We start from the raw sequence: 13,496 nt of genomic DNA, 5'->3' as shown, positions 1-13,496 counted from the left end.
GTGGGGGGGGGGGGGGGGTTGTTTTTGTTGTTGTTTGCTGGGGGCGGGCGGGGGGGGGGGGGGGGGGGGGGGGGGGCGCGCCCCGGGGGGGGGGCCGCCCCCACGGCCGGGGTTCGGGTGTAGCGCGTGTTCCGCCCGATACTAGTACGGGGCCCAGCACCGGCCCGGGTCTTACGGGAACTCGACGACCGAGCGGAGCACCTCGCCGCGCTCCATCCGGGTGAAGGCCTCTTCGACCCCGTCGAGGGGGATGGTCTCGGAGACGAAGGCGTCCAGATCCAGCCGGCCCTGCAGGTAGAGGTCGACGAGCATGGGGAAGTCGCGCTCGGGCAGGCAGTCCCCGTACCAGGAGGACTTCAGGGCTCCTCCGCGGCCGAAGACGTCCAGCAGCGGGAGTTCGAGCTTCATCTCCGGGGTCGGCACACCGACCAGGACCACGGTCCCGGCCAGGTCGCGGGCGTAGAAGGCCTGCCGGTAGGTCTCGGGGCGGCCGACCGCCTCGATGACCACGTCGGCGCCGTTCCCGTCGGTCAGTGCCTGGATGGCCTTGACCACGTCCTCCGTGCGTCCGTTGACGGTGTGCGTGGCGCCCAGTCCGCGCGCCCGTTCCAGCTTCCGGTCGTCGAGGTCGACCGCGATGATCCGGGAGGCGCCCGCGAGCCGGGCACCGGCCACGGCCGCGTTGCCCACTCCCCCGCAGCCGATGACGGCGACGGAGTCGCCCCGGCCGACGTTGCCGGTGTTGATGGCGGCGCCGAGACCGGCCATCACCCCGCAGCCGAGGAGTCCGGCGGCCGCCGGCGCCGCGGCCGGGTCCACCTTGGTGCACTGGCCGGCGGCGACCAGGGTCTTCTCGGCGAAGGCGCCGATGCCCAGCGCCGGCGAGAGCGGGGTGCCGTCCTCCAGCGTCATGGGCTGGGTGGCGTTGTGCGTGGCGAAGCAGTACCACGGGCGTCCGCGCCGACAGGCCCGGCAGGTGCCGCACACCGCACGCCAGTTGAGGACGACGAAGTCGCCGGGGGCCACGGACGTGACGTCGGGACCGACCGATTCCACGATCCCGGCGGCCTCGTGGCCGAGCAGGAAGGGGAACTCGTCGTTGATGCCGCCCTCGCGGTAGTGCAGGTCGGTGTGGCAGACCCCGCAGGCCTGCACCTTGACCAGGGCCTCGCCGGGTCCCGGGTCGGGCACGAGGACCGTCGTCGTCTCCACCGGTGCGCCCTTGCTCCGGGCGATGACCCCTCGTACGCGATGCGTCACGTCCTACCCCGTTCTGCTCTCGTCTGCTGCCGTCCCGAACGTACACGGGCGTGGCGCGGTACGGGAGTTGCCTCACGCCACGGCGCCGGATCCGGCCAGTTCCGGCGGTACGGATTCCCGCAGGGCCGCGCAGAAGGCGGCCACGGCCGGGTGGGCGCCGGATCCGCTGCGGAAGGCGAGGGTGGTACGGCGCTGCATCACCAGCCGGGTGAGGCGCACGCCCGGTCCGGCGGGGCCGGCGACCCCGAGCTGCGGTACGACGGCCACGCCCTGCCCCGCCGCCACCAGGGCGAGGACGGTGGCGAATTCGTCGACCTGATGGCGGATCCGCGGGGTGAAACCGGCCGCCTGGCAGGCCCGTACGGTCATGGCGTGGCAGAGGGTGCCGGAGGTGGCGGTGATCCACGGGGCGTCCGCGTACGCGCGCAGCGCAGCGTCCTGGTCGGCGGCGGGCGGCGGTGCGGGGGCCTTCCCGGCGGGCGCGGCCAGGTACATCGCCTCCCCGTACAGGGGCTCGGTGGCCAGCCCGGGCTCCTGGGCGGCGGGCACGAAGTCGTAGGCGTGGACCAGGGCCACGTCCAGGTCCCCGGCCCGCAGGGCGTGCGCGACCGCCGCCGGGTCCGTTTCGCAGACCATCGGCTCCAGCCCCGGATGGCGCCGGGCCAGGGCGGTCAGGGCGGCCGGGACGATGGCCCGGGTGGCGGTGGGGAAGGCTCCGATGCGCAGGGCTCCGGCCAGTCCGCTGCGGGCCTCGGCGAGGTCGGCCTCGGCCTGTTCCAGCCGTTCGAGCACGGCCTCGGCGTGGTGCACCAGGTTCTGCCCGGCCGGGGTGAGGCGGACCCGGCGGCCGGTGCGCTCCAGCAGGGGCAGCCCGGCTTCGCGTTCGAGGACGCCGAGTTGCTGGGATACCGCCGAAGGGCTGAAGGCGAGGGCCTCGGCGACGGCGGCGATGGTCCCGCGGCGGGCCAGTTCGCGCAGCAGTCGCAGGCGTCGTACGTCGAGCATCGGCTCAGCTTACGGGTCGCGTAAGAAACGCGAACTGGATTCGAGGCTCGGCGCGGGCCAGGCTCGACGCATGACACAGGACACGGCGCCGGGCACGGCACGCGACATCACCGCAGACCTCTCGCTGTACGGGATCCACGTACCGCTCGTCACTCCCTTCACCCGCGCCGGCGGCATCGCCGCCGAAGCCCTGGAGGCGCTCGCCCACGAGGTGATCGACGCGGGCGCCACCGGAATCGTCGCCCTCGGCACCACCGCCGAGACGGCCACGCTCGACGAGGCGGAACGCGACCTCGTCACCGGCGTCTGCGCGCGGGTCTGCGAGGAGCGGGGCGTGCTGCTGACCGTGGGCGCCGGGGCGAGCGGCACCCGGGCCGCCGAGGCTTCGCTTGCCCGGCTGACCCGGTGGCCGCAGGCGCGGGCCGCGCTGGTGACCGTGCCGTCGTTCGTACGGCCCTCGGCGGCGGGAGTGTCGGCGCATTTCGCGCGACTGGCCGAGGTGAGCCCCGTACCGCTGATCGTCTATCACATCCCGTATCGGACGGGGCAGCCGCTGGACGCGGCCGCCCTTCGGGCGCTCGGCTCGCTCGCGGGGGTCGCGGGAGTGAAGTACGCGGCCGGCGGCATCGGGCCGGACACGGTGGCGCTCCTCGGTGAGCTGCCCGCCGGGTTCGAGGTGCTGGCGGGCGACGACGCGTACCTCTCGCCGCTGCTGGCGCTGGGCGCGGCGGGCGGGATCCTGGCCTCGGCGCATCTGGCGACGGCCCGGTTCGCGGAGCTGGCCGCGGCCTGGCGGGCGGGTGACGTGGCGCGGGCGCGGCCCCTGGGGCACGCCCTGGCCCGGATGTCGGCGGCGGCCTTCGCCGAGCCCAATCCGGCGGTCGTCAAGGGCGTGCTGCACGCCCAGGGCCGGATCCCCACGCCCGGCGTACGGCTCCCCCTGCTGCCGGCCTCGGAGGGGGCGGTGGCGGCCGCCCTGGAGCGGCTGGCGGAGCTCTGACGGCCGGGGACCGGGCGCCACCACACCGGGGAAACAGTGCCGGAAAGCATCCGCGATGGGCGATTCGCCGCCAACGGGCGTGTCGCCCGAATCCGGCCCACGGAGAGTGGACTTGCCCCTATTCGGCGCCCGACCCCGGCCGGGTCCGCGGCCCGTGATGTGAGTCACTCGGGAACGGCCAACATCATTTCCATCAGAGGGCGGATTTCCTTTTCCGGAAAAGAAAGTTGCGTCATGCGCGAAGGGGTCGCCAAGGTCATTTTCGGGACGGAAAGCAGGAAGTCGATCTACCGGTGGAATTCGGGCCTTGTTCCGGCCCGGCGAGCTCGCCTACGGTCACCCTCATTCCCGGTGGTCCGCTGCCGAAACCGTCCACCCCCGGGGCCTCTCCGTCCCCCCACGTGAGGAATTCCGCCATGCCCGCTAAGGGAAAGCACCGTCGGCCGAAGCACCACCCGATCACCCGCAAGCTGGCCCTCGCCGGCACGGGCGGCGCGGCGCTCGCCCTCCCCCTGATCAGCACGACCACCGCCGGGGCGGCGGAGGCGGCGATCGCTCCCACGGCCCATTCCGTGGCGGCCGCCACCCCCACGACCTATTCCGTGGTCGTCGGCGACACCCTTTCCAAGATCGCGGCAGAGCATTCCCTGAGCGGCGGCTGGGAGCAGCTGTACGCGGCGAACAAGAGTGCCGTCGGCGCCAACCCGTCGATCATTCGCCCCGGGCTCAAGCTGACCCTCGCCGCCGAGGCGAAGAGCGAGGCCGCCAAGCCCGCCACCGCCTACCCGAACAATCTCGACGGCTGGATCCGCGAGTCGCTGGACGTGATGGCCAAGCACGGTATTCCCGGCAGCTACAACGGAATTCACCGCAATGTGATGCGCGAGTCGTCGGGCAATCCCCTCGCCATCAACAACTGGGACATCAACGCGCAGAACGGGATCCCGTCCAAGGGCCTGCTCCAGGTCATCGACCCGACGTTCCGCGCCTATCACGTGCCCGGGACCTCGATGGACTCCTACGACCCGGTCGCCAACATCACGGCTGCCTGCAATTACGCGGCCGCCCGCTACGGCTCGATCGACAACGTCAACGGGCCCTACTAGACGGGCAGTGGCTCAGAGCCAGCCCTGGCGGCGGGCGGCGCGGACGGCCTCCATGCGGTTGCGGGTGCCGGTCTTGCCGATGGCCGAGGACAGGTAGTTCCGTACGGTCGACTCGGACAGGTACACCTTCGCCGCGATGTCGGCCACGGTCGCCCCGTCCACCGCCGCGTTGAGGACGTCGGTCTCCCTCGCCGTCAGCGGATTGGGCCCCGCGCTCAGTGCGGCCGCCGCGAGCGCGGGGTCGATCACGGTCTCCCCGGCGAGTACCCGGCGGACGGCCGCGGCCAGTTCCTCCACCGGTCCGTCCTTCACGAGGAATCCGGCGGCCCCGGCCTCCATGGCCCGCCGCAGATATCCGGGCCGGCCGAAGGTGGTCAGGATCAGCACCCGGCAGCCGGGGCACCGGGTGCGCAGCTCGGCGGCGGCGTCGAGCCCGCTGCGGCCCGGGAGTTCGATGTCCAGGAGCGCCACGTCGGGCCGCGCTTCGAGGGCGGCGGGCACGATCTCGTCGCCGGCGGCGACCTGCGCCACCACCTCGATGTCCTCCTCCAGCCCGAGCAGCAGGGCCAGGGCGCCCCGCATCATGCCCTGGTCCTCGGCCAGCAGGACCCTGATCATGCGCCCTCCTCGTTCCCTCGTCCGGCCGGTTCCACCGGGAGTTCGGCGGCGACCCGGAAGCCACGGCCCGGGCCGGGGCCGCTGTGCAGGGTGCCGCCCGCCGCGGCCAGGCGCTCGGTGAGACCGGTCAGTCCGCTTCCCGGCGGAGTCGAGCCTACGCCGCTTCCGTCGTCGGTGATCACCAGCCGGACCCGCTCGGCGGAGCTCCGCAGCTCGATCTCGCACGTGGCGGCGCCACTGTGCCGGACGATGTTGGTCACGGCCTCGCGGACCACCCAGCCCAGCAGCGCCGCCGTCTGCGGGGGCAGCGGGGGCCCGGACTGCCGTACGACGGGCTCGATGCCGGCGGCGGTCAGCGCACCCCGGGCCCGGTCGAGCTCGGCCGCCAGGCTCGTCTCGCGGTAGCCGGTGACTGCCTCACGGATCTCGGTGAGCGCCTGCCGGCCGACGGACTCGATGTCGCGGACCTGGTCGAGGGCCGCGTCCATGTCTCGGGGGGCGATGCGGCGGGCCGCCTCCGACTTCACGACGATCACCGACAAGGTGTGGCCGAGCAGGTCGTGGAGGTCGCGGGAGAACCGCAGCCGCTCCTGGTCCACGGCCGCCCGCGCCAGCTCCTGCCGGGTGTCACGGAGCTCCTTCACCGTCTCGGACAGGGCCAGGATGGCCGCGGTGACCATGCCTGACAGGAAGGTCCCGTAGACGATGCCGAGCGCGTCCCAGCCCTGCTGCAGCCCCGCGATCACTCCGGCGAGGGCGGTGACGCCGACCATCACCGGACCGAGCCGCCGGCCCCGGACCACCGCGCCGGTGGCGAGGCCCAGCAGCGGGAAGAACAGCAGCCAGTTCTCGCCGTAGGCGATGGCGAGGGCACAGGTGACCGCGCCCAGCGCGACCAGGCACCAGCGGGTGCTGGGCGCCTCCCGCGCCGGCTGGTGGAAGGCGCGGAACACCAGGGTGACGTAAAGGGAGTTGAAGACCAGCAGGCCCAGGCCGCCGATCCAGGGGTTGGGCGTCTCGCCGTGGATGACGTTGGACATCGCTCCCATCCCCAGGAGCAGCCAGGGCAGCAGGGTGAAGGCGCTGGGCGCCCCCATCGGGCCGCGGCCGGGGCCGTGACCGGGATCGCGGCCCGGATCGTGGCCGGCGCCGGGATCCTCACCGTGCGCCGTGCACGTCTTCCGCAGCGACCGCCAGTCGGCTCTGCGCGCCGGCCGGTCGGTCTTCCACTCCCACACGATCCCGCGCCTGCCCCGCATCTCCGTGCTCCGCTCCATGAGTTACACCGTCCTCGCGGACCGACGGTACGAGAGCACCGCGTACGACCCGAACACGATGGCCCACACCACGACCACCGCCACCGCGGCCAGGCCGGGGGCCGCGCCGGTGGCGAGCGACTGGCCGATCTCGGCGAAGCGACGGGTCGGCGTGAGCGCGGAGAGGGACCGCAGCCACTGCGGGAACAGCTCGACGGGGAACCAGAGGCCGCCGACGACGGAGAGCGCGAGGCTGCAGCCCACGTTGACCAGCCCGGTGGTCTGGGCGGTGAGCCGGTAGCCGTTGCCGATGCCGAGCAGGGTGAAGGGGAGAGCGCCGAGCCAGAGCACGACGGTGAGGGCGGCCCATTGCCAGGCGTCCATCCGGACGCCGTTGACGAACGCGCCCGCGGCGAGCACCGCGGCGATGGCCGGCAGCACGATCACCGAGCCGGTCAGCGCCCGCCCGGCCACCACCTGGCGCGGGGTCATCGGGGTGACCCTCAGCTGGCGCAGCCACCCGACGCCCTTGTCCTCGGCGACGCCGGTCCCGGTCGACAGGGCCGCGCCCAGGGCCCCGTAGGCGGCCATGGCCACCATGGAGGCGGTCCTCCACTCGGTATCGCTGCTGCCCAGATTGGTGAACAGCAGGTACATCAGCACCGGCATGCCGATGCCGAAGACGACGAAGCCCGTGTCGCGCAGGGTGCGGCGGACTTCCAGGCGGACGTAAGCGGTGATCATCGGGCACTCCTCGCGGCAGCGGCGGCGTCGCCGGTGGCCTCGGTGGCGTCGGCGTCGGTCAAGGTCAGGAAGGCCTCGTCGAGCGAGGGCCCGGTGACCTCGATCCCCCGGACGGCGCCGAGGCCGGCGAGGGCGATGACAGTGGCGTCCGGATCCCGCGTACGCAGCCGGGCCCGATCTCCCCGAACCTCCACGGCGACCACCCCGGGCAGCCCGCCGAGGGGCGCGGAGGAGAGCCCGGCCAGGTCGAAGGAGACCCGTGACCCGCCTGCGGCGCGGCGCAGTTGCTCACCCGTGCCGTCGGCGACGATCCGGCCGCGGTCCAGGACCACGATCCGGTCGGCGCGGGCATCGGCCTCCTCCAGGTAGTGCGTGGAGAACAGGACGGTGTTGCCGCGCCGGGCGTAGCCGCGCATGGACTCCCAGAAGGCGCGGCGGGCCTCCACGTCGAGGGCGGCGGTCGGCTCGTCCAGAACGATCAGCTCCGGGTTCCCGGCGAGGGCGACGGCGAAGCGCACCCGCTGGGCCTGGCCTCCGGAGAGCCGGTCGATGCGCCGGCCGGCGACGGCGGTGAGACCGGCGAGTTCCAGCGCCTCGGCGACGGGCATCGGGGCCGGGTACATCCGGGTGACGAAGCCGACGAGCTCCCGTACGGTGATCCGCGGGACGGCCCGCCCCTCCTGGAGCATCGCGCCCACCCGCCCGGCCCGTACGGCCCGCGCGGGATGTTCACCGAAGAGGCGCACGCTTCCCGCGTCGGGCTCGTCCAGGCCGAGCAGCAGGCTGATGGCCGTGGACTTCCCGGCGCCGTTGCGGCCCAGCAGGGCCACCGTCTCCCCGCGCCGGACGTCGAGGTCGAGGCCGGCGACGGCGCGGACGGGTCCGAAGGATTTGGCGGCGTGCCGGAACCGGATCGCGGGCTGCGCGCCCGGCCGTGTCTTCGTCGTCTGCTTCATGTCCTCCACGCTAGGGACCGGGGCCGCTCCCCCGGCAGATGCGCATGTACGGACACCGGCAGTACAAATGTCACCGGCTCGCAGGGGCTACGAGGCGCGGAACCGGGCCCCGGCCCGGGCCCGCAGCAAGGTGCGCAGGGGTGCCGCCAGTCCGTAGCCGGTGTCCCGGCGCAGGGCGGTGACTCCCGCGCGCTCCACGGCGGTGAGCTGGTGCGCCATCAGCTCCGCCATCGTCTCGGTCACGGGCCGCAGCCCGGGTTCGACGAGTTCGAGGATTCCGTCGGTGGCGGCGAGGGCGGCCCGGGCGCGCCGGGTCTCGGCGGCGAGGAGCGCGCGTACGTCGGGGGTGTCGCGGGCCTGTTCAAGTTCGGCGCGGGTCACCGAGTGCTCGTCGAGGCGGGCGCGCGGGATGCACAGGCGGCCGTCCGCGAGGTCCCCGGCGAGGTCCGCGAGGAAGTCGACCCGCTGGGCGGCGTCGACGAACCGCCGCCAGCCCGCGGCCTGTTCGGGGTCGGGTCCGCCCTGGTACTGGAGGCCGGTGAACACCAGTACCCCCGGCCAGGCGTAGGCGTCGAGGTAGGCCTGGAAGTCCTCTTCGGCGGCGAAGCCGTCGAAACCGGCCTCGGCGGTGGCGGCGCCTTCGAGGAACCGGGAGACCCAGTGCGCGGGCAGGGCGCGGGCGTCCACGGCGTGGGCGTAGGCGCGCAGCAGGGGGTCGGGGCTGTCCCCGGACGTGAGGGCCGCCTCGACCCGACCGGTCAACGCGGCCAGGTTGGCGGCCCGTTGCTGCGGGGTGCCGGTCTCGGCCACGTCGTCGACCAGGTTCATGAAGGCGAGGCCCGCGGCGAGCCAGGGCACCAGGGGCGGTGCGGCGAGCAGGCGCAGCGCGAGGTACGGCGCGGGTTCGCGGCGCAGCACCCGGCGCGCGGCGTGGGTGTAGTCGTCCCGCAGCCGGGTGCCGGAGATCCCGGCGGCCGTGAGTGTGGTGCGCCAGCTCGGCATGGTGGTCCTGCTCCCTCGAAACGTTTCTCCGCGCGTGTCCGGAGATCAGGATCGCAGGCCCGGAGCGGGGGTCTACAAGCGGTAGACCTTCCTGACCTTGCCGTCGGTGCCGGCCAGCACGTATCCGCCCTGTCCGTACTCGTCGCTGAGGTAGGGCCGCATGGACGGGCTCTGGTCCATCATCCAGGGCTCGACGATCACATAGCGGGAGGTCGGATTCGCCACGCCCAGGTCCTGCTTGGCCTGCTCCAGGAGGGCGGGCAGGGTGTCCCATTCGACCTTGGCCATGTCGATGAGCGGGGCGCGGTCCTTGACGGTGCCGGCCGGGCCGGTGCGGGTGACCCCGCCGTCGCGGTACTGCCAGGAGTCGACGGTCCTGGCTCCGGGGGCGGTCGGGACGGAGGCGATGACGTAGGCGTCGTAGATCCGCAGGTCCACGAAGGTGGTGGTGCCGGTCTGCTGTTTCAGCGCCGCCAGGGCGGTCCGGATGTTGGCGGGGGTGAGCAGGCTGCCCTGCGGCGCCGTCGCCTTGGGCGCGGCGGCCTTCGCTTCCGGGGTCACGGAGGCGGGGGCCGAGGCGGCGGAGGCGCCGGGGGTCGAGGCGACCGGGCCGCCCTTCGTGTCACGGCCGGCGTGGGTACCGTCGGGCAGCCACGTGGCGACTCCGACGGCTCCGGCCGCCAGGACCACCGCGAGGGCGGCGCCGAGCAGGACCGGACGGCGGCGCGGCGCGGACGCCGGCAGCGGCGCGATGGCCGCGTACGCGGAAGGGACCGGGCCGAACGGCGGCGGCGTGGGCGGCCCGTACTGCCCGAGGAGCGCGCCTTGCCCGGCGGCGAGAGCGGTGCTCGCGTCCCGGAGCAGCTGTTCCAGCTGCGCCCCGTCGGGCCGTGCGGCCGGGTCCCGTACGAGGAGCCGTTCCAGTACGGGCGCCAGCGGGCCGGAGCGCACGGGCGCCGGGATCGGCTCGTCGAGCACGGCGACCACCGTGGCCAGGCTGGTGGCGCGGCGCAGCGGGTGGACGCCCTCCGCTGCCACGTACAGCAGCATGCCCAGCGACCACAGGTCGGAGGCGGCCAGTCCCTCCTCGCCGCGGACCCGCTCGGGCGCGATGTACTCCGGCGAGCCGATCAGAACGCCTGTCGAGGTGAGGCCGGCGGATCCGTGCAGGGCCGCGATGCCGAAGTCGGTGAGCACCGCCGATCCGTCGGGGCGCAGCAATACGTTGGCCGGCTTCACGTCCCGGTGCAGGACGCCTTCGGCGTGTGCGGCGCGCAGCGCGGACAGCACGTCGAGGCCGAGCCGCACCACCTCGGCCGTCGGTAGCGGGCCGGCCGCCAGCCGGTCGTGCAGGGAGCCGCCCCGGACCAGCTCCATCACGATCCACGGGTGCCCGTCCGACCCGTCGGTGCCGACTGCGCCGTCCACGCCGTCCTTGGGGTCGACGATGTGGTGGATCGTCACCACGTGGGGGTGGGCGAGCCGGGCGAGGGCCCGGGCCTCGCGCACGGCCCGTTCGCGCAACTGGGCCGCGAGACCGGGCTGGGCGGCGGCGGCCGCCGGGTCCGGCGGCCGCACCTCCTTGAGGGCGACCTCGCGGTGCAGGGCGATGTCGCGGGCGCGCCAGACGGTACCCATGCCGCCGCTGCCCAGGGGCGCGACCAGCTCGAAGCGGCCGTCGATCAGTCGTCTGCCGGCCTCACTCGTGTCCATGGGCCGACATCGTAGGCGTCCCGCGCGTCAGCGCTGCAGGCGGTGTCAGCAGCGCCGGCGGTCCGCGCTGACCGTGCCTTGCGCGGTGGCCACCGTACGGTCGTAGCACCCGCCGGGAGCCGCGGATCCGTGGAGCCGGTAGCGGGCCGTGGTGGTGCCGACGGCGTGCCGCTGGTCGCGGGGGACGTTCGCGGTGTAGGTGGCGTCGCCCGTGTACCGGTCGTCGAGCCGGGAGGCGTCGACCTGCCGCCCGCCGCGCAGGGTCACGGTGTCCGCGCGGTCGCCGAGCGAGAGGACGGTGCGCAGCCGGTCACCGGCGCCGAGGGTGGTCTCGCCGTCCATCGTGTACGTGCGGGCGGTACGGGTACTGGTGGTCCCTCGGGTCACGGTCTCCTGGTCGGTCCAGGTGGCGGTGAGGGCGTCGCGGTTCTCACCGTCGGTCCAGCGGTGGACGGAGGTGCCCCGCACGGCGCGGGTGACGGTGGTGGTGACCCGCCCGTGGGAGGTGTCCAGGTGCCCGGCGACGGTCAGCCGGTGGCCGCCCTCGGTGTCGAGGCGGTGCTCTGCGCCGGGGGTGGGACCGGCGGGGGTCCAGCGGGAGGAGTTGGCCGGATCGCTCTGCTCGTGCTTGGTCAGGGCTCCGGTGACGACCTCGCGGGCCTCGTCCTGCCACAGCAGCAGATTGGTCGGTGTGCTCCAGCCGCTCTGCCCGGCCGGCACCCCGGCCACGGACACCTCGATCCGGTGCGGGCGGCCGTCGTTGAGTAGCGCGGCGAAGGGGGTCAGGTCGTACACGACCGGCGCGACGTCGAATGCGCGGGGGCCGGGGGTGACGTACCAGAGGAAGGGGTTGGACCAGCCGCCGGTCCAGACGGTGGGGAAGGGCGCGGCGATGCCGGCGAGCTGCCCGTCCACGGAGACGCGGACCTCGCGGTAGGGGCCGTCGGCCGCCTTGCAGGAGTACGGGGCGGCCTCCGGGGTGGTCATGTACCAGTACTCCTCGCAGCCGCCGCCCGAGCCCGTGGCGTACACCTCGGCAAGGAGGCGCTCCGTGTTGCGCGGGGTGGTGACGGCAGGGGAGGTGAGGGCGAGGACCCGGTCGGGGGTCTCGGCGGGACCGGTCGGGCCGGTGCGGCCTTCGGCGGCGTAGAAGGTGAGGGTGACCTTGACGTCGATGACGCCGGTGTAGGTGTCGTTGACGACGTTGCCGATGAGCATCTCGACCGGCTGCGGGCGGGCGAGGGTGTCGCGGTAGCGGGTGACGTCCTTCTCGACGGACCAGGTGATGCCGTCGGGCGAGGGCTGGGGGGTGGAGGTGCGCAGGATCTCGACGCCGCCGAGCGAGAGGTGGCCGAGGCGGTCGTACTGGCGGCCCTTGACCTTGCCGTCGAGGCGGAGGACCACCTTGGCCCAATGGTCGGAGCCGCAGCCCCGGGGCGGGGTGTAGTTGCCCTGGTACGGGGTGAAGTCCCGGAACTGCGCCTCGGCGAGGGTCACCTCGCAGGCGCGGGTCCCGGGCCGGGCGACGGGCGGGGCGGGTGTGAGGGGGTCGTGCCAGTCGGTGCCGAACTCGGCGGGCGGCGTCTCGCCCGCGGTCGCGGAAGCCTGCCCGGCTGCCTGCGTGGTGGCCGCCGGGGTTGCGCCGTGCGCGGGTCCCGCGGCGGCGAGGGTGGCCGCGGCCAGCGCGATCGCGCTGAGCACGCCCGTGATCCTGTGTCGTCTCATGGGCCCGCAGTGAAACCCGGCCCGCCCGGCCGGCGCCAGGGCCGGTGCGCCGGCCCTGGCGGGAAATCGCCGGTCAGCCCGCCGGCAGGACGACGACGCCGTCGGCGTCCGCGTGGACGGTGTCCCCGGGGCGGAAGGTGGTCCCGCCGATCGTGACGGGCTCGTCCACCGTGCCCGCGCCGGTCTTGCCGCTCTTGCGCGGCACGGTGCCCAGCGCCATGACCCCGAGGCCGAGCCCGCCCAGGGCCACGCTGTCGCGGACCGCGCCGTTGATGATCAGGCCGGCCCAGCCGTTGCGCTCGGCGGCGCCGGCGAGGAGGTCGCCGACGAGGGCCGTACGCAGCGAGCCGCCGCCGTCCACGACGAGGACGGCGCCCTCGCCCGGCCCGTGAACGAGCTCGCGCAGCAGCGCGTTGTCCTCGTGGCAGGAGAGGGTCCGCACCGGGCCCGCGAACAGCCGGCGGCCGCCCAGCAGGCGGAACTGAGTGGCGCAGATGCCGAGCATCTCGCCGTGCTCGTCGTACAGGTCCGCCGTGGGAACGGGGGTGACGCTCATTTCGCTGGTTCCTCCCTGCTCGTCCGGATGCGCCCCGGGCCGTGGGTCCTGGCCGGCGTTTCAGGGCACGGTACCGCTTGAGCAATGCGGTGATCTTCTCGGGATCCGCCGTGCCGTTCAGCTCGGCGAGGAGGTCGTCGGGACAGAGTTGGCAGAGGTCTCCCCACCAGCGGCCGCCCTCGGTCTTCCAGATCCGGTGCCGCCCGGACCCCGCGTGCGACGTACGCGCACCGGCTCATGACCCGCCGTCACCTTCGCCCGTGTGCCGACCGGTCAGTCGCGCGAATTGCCGAAGAGAAGTCGGTAGCCGATCAGCAGGACCAGGGAGCCCGCGATGGCCGAGCCCCAGGTGGCGAGGTCGAAGAACTGGGTCTGGACCGGTCGGTCCAGGAACTTCGCCGAGAGCCAGCCGCCTGTGAAGGCGCCGGCGACGCCGATGAGGGTGGTGCCGATCAGGCCGCCGGGGTCCCGGCCGGGCAGCAGGACCTTGGCGATGCCTCCGGCCAGCAGTCCCAGGATGATCCAGCCGACGATCCCCATGCCCGTTCACTCCGT

The 13,496-nt window shown here is 73.8% G+C and carries 13 protein-coding genes and 1 pseudogene; 2 read left to right on the top strand and 12 right to left on the bottom strand.

The features are described 5' to 3' along the window. Nucleotides 1–171: 171 nt before the first annotated feature. Nucleotides 172–1,260, bottom strand: a complete 1,089-nt coding sequence (locus AB0D48_RS27890; RefSeq protein ID WP_362402616.1) for an S-(hydroxymethyl)mycothiol dehydrogenase — start codon at nucleotides 1,258–1,260, stop codon at nucleotides 172–174. 72 nt (nucleotides 1,261–1,332) lie between these two features. Further along, nucleotides 1,333–2,265 (bottom strand): LysR substrate-binding domain-containing protein, encoded by a 933-nt coding sequence (locus tag AB0D48_RS27885; protein WP_362402613.1) that lies wholly within the window; start codon nucleotides 2,263–2,265, stop codon nucleotides 1,333–1,335. A gap of 70 nt (nucleotides 2,266–2,335) precedes the next feature. Between AB0D48_RS27885 and AB0D48_RS27880 the strand changes: the two genes are divergently transcribed. Both AB0D48_RS27880 and AB0D48_RS27875 read left to right on the top strand, forming a co-directional pair. Continuing rightward, entirely contained in the window at nucleotides 2,336–3,265 is a 930-nt protein-coding gene (locus AB0D48_RS27880) for a dihydrodipicolinate synthase family protein (protein WP_362402610.1), read from the top strand. Between the two features lie 416 nt (nucleotides 3,266–3,681). Then, nucleotides 3,682–4,371 (top strand): LysM peptidoglycan-binding domain-containing protein, encoded by a 690-nt coding sequence (locus tag AB0D48_RS27875; RefSeq protein ID WP_362402607.1) that lies wholly within the window; start codon nucleotides 3,682–3,684, stop codon nucleotides 4,369–4,371. A 12-nt stretch (nucleotides 4,372–4,383) separates the two neighbouring features. On the opposite strand, the gene AB0D48_RS27870 is transcribed toward AB0D48_RS27875, so the two are convergent. The 10 genes and pseudogenes from AB0D48_RS27870 to AB0D48_RS27825 all read right to left on the bottom strand — a co-directional run bounded on the left by AB0D48_RS27870 (nucleotide 4,384) and on the right by AB0D48_RS27825 (nucleotide 13,481). Next, the gene (locus tag AB0D48_RS27870) at nucleotides 4,384–4,989 is read right to left on the bottom strand and encodes a response regulator transcription factor (protein ID WP_362402604.1); all 606 of its coding nucleotides are present in this window, start codon (nucleotides 4,987–4,989) and stop codon (nucleotides 4,384–4,386) included. Further along, nucleotides 4,986–6,266: a sensor histidine kinase gene (locus AB0D48_RS27865; RefSeq protein ID WP_362402601.1), complete on the bottom strand. Its 1,281-nt coding sequence runs from the start codon at nucleotides 6,264–6,266 to the stop codon at nucleotides 4,986–4,988. Before AB0D48_RS27865 ends, AB0D48_RS27870 begins: the two co-directional genes overlap by 4 nt. A 3-nt stretch (nucleotides 6,267–6,269) precedes the next feature. Beyond that, nucleotides 6,270–6,986, bottom strand: coding sequence for an ABC transporter permease (locus tag AB0D48_RS27860; protein WP_362402626.1), 717 nt, complete (start codon nucleotides 6,984–6,986; stop codon nucleotides 6,270–6,272). Further along, on the bottom strand, nucleotides 6,986–7,945 hold the full coding sequence (locus tag AB0D48_RS27855) for an ABC transporter ATP-binding protein (RefSeq protein WP_362402598.1): 960 nt from the start codon (nucleotides 7,943–7,945) through the stop codon (nucleotides 6,986–6,988). Before AB0D48_RS27855 ends, AB0D48_RS27860 begins: the two co-directional genes overlap by 1 nt. An 87-nt stretch (nucleotides 7,946–8,032) precedes the next feature. Beyond that, nucleotides 8,033–8,947 (bottom strand): squalene/phytoene synthase family protein, encoded by a 915-nt coding sequence (locus tag AB0D48_RS27850; protein ID WP_362402595.1) that lies wholly within the window; start codon nucleotides 8,945–8,947, stop codon nucleotides 8,033–8,035. Nucleotides 8,948–9,019: 72 nt separating this feature from the next. After that, nucleotides 9,020–10,660: a serine/threonine-protein kinase gene (locus tag AB0D48_RS27845; RefSeq protein ID WP_362402592.1), complete on the bottom strand. Its 1,641-nt coding sequence runs from the start codon at nucleotides 10,658–10,660 to the stop codon at nucleotides 9,020–9,022. Between the two features lie 45 nt (nucleotides 10,661–10,705). After that, a complete protein-coding gene (locus AB0D48_RS27840) occupies nucleotides 10,706–12,385 on the bottom strand; it encodes a peptide-N4-asparagine amidase (protein WP_362402589.1) in 1,680 nt (559 codons plus the stop codon). Nucleotides 12,386–12,458: 73 nt separating this feature from the next. Further along, nucleotides 12,459–12,941: a ribonuclease E activity regulator RraA gene (gene rraA / locus AB0D48_RS27835; RefSeq protein ID WP_362402586.1), complete on the bottom strand. Its 483-nt coding sequence runs from the start codon at nucleotides 12,939–12,941 to the stop codon at nucleotides 12,459–12,461. 55 nt (nucleotides 12,942–12,996) lie between these two features. Then, nucleotides 12,997–13,180, bottom strand: a pseudogene (locus tag AB0D48_RS27830) (hypothetical protein); the annotation flags it as partial. A 34-nt stretch (nucleotides 13,181–13,214) separates the two neighbouring features. Beyond that, on the bottom strand, nucleotides 13,215–13,481 hold the full coding sequence (locus AB0D48_RS27825; RefSeq protein ID WP_362402583.1) for a GlsB/YeaQ/YmgE family stress response membrane protein: 267 nt from the start codon (nucleotides 13,479–13,481) through the stop codon (nucleotides 13,215–13,217). Nucleotides 13,482–13,496: the final 15 nt, after the last annotated feature.

The organism is Streptomyces sp. NPDC048269 (assembly GCF_040652395.1).
GTDB lineage: Bacteria > Actinomycetota > Actinomycetes > Streptomycetales > Streptomycetaceae > Streptomyces.
The sequence above is the reverse complement of the archived record's forward strand: the minus strand, read 5'-3'. Positions and strand labels throughout refer to the sequence as shown.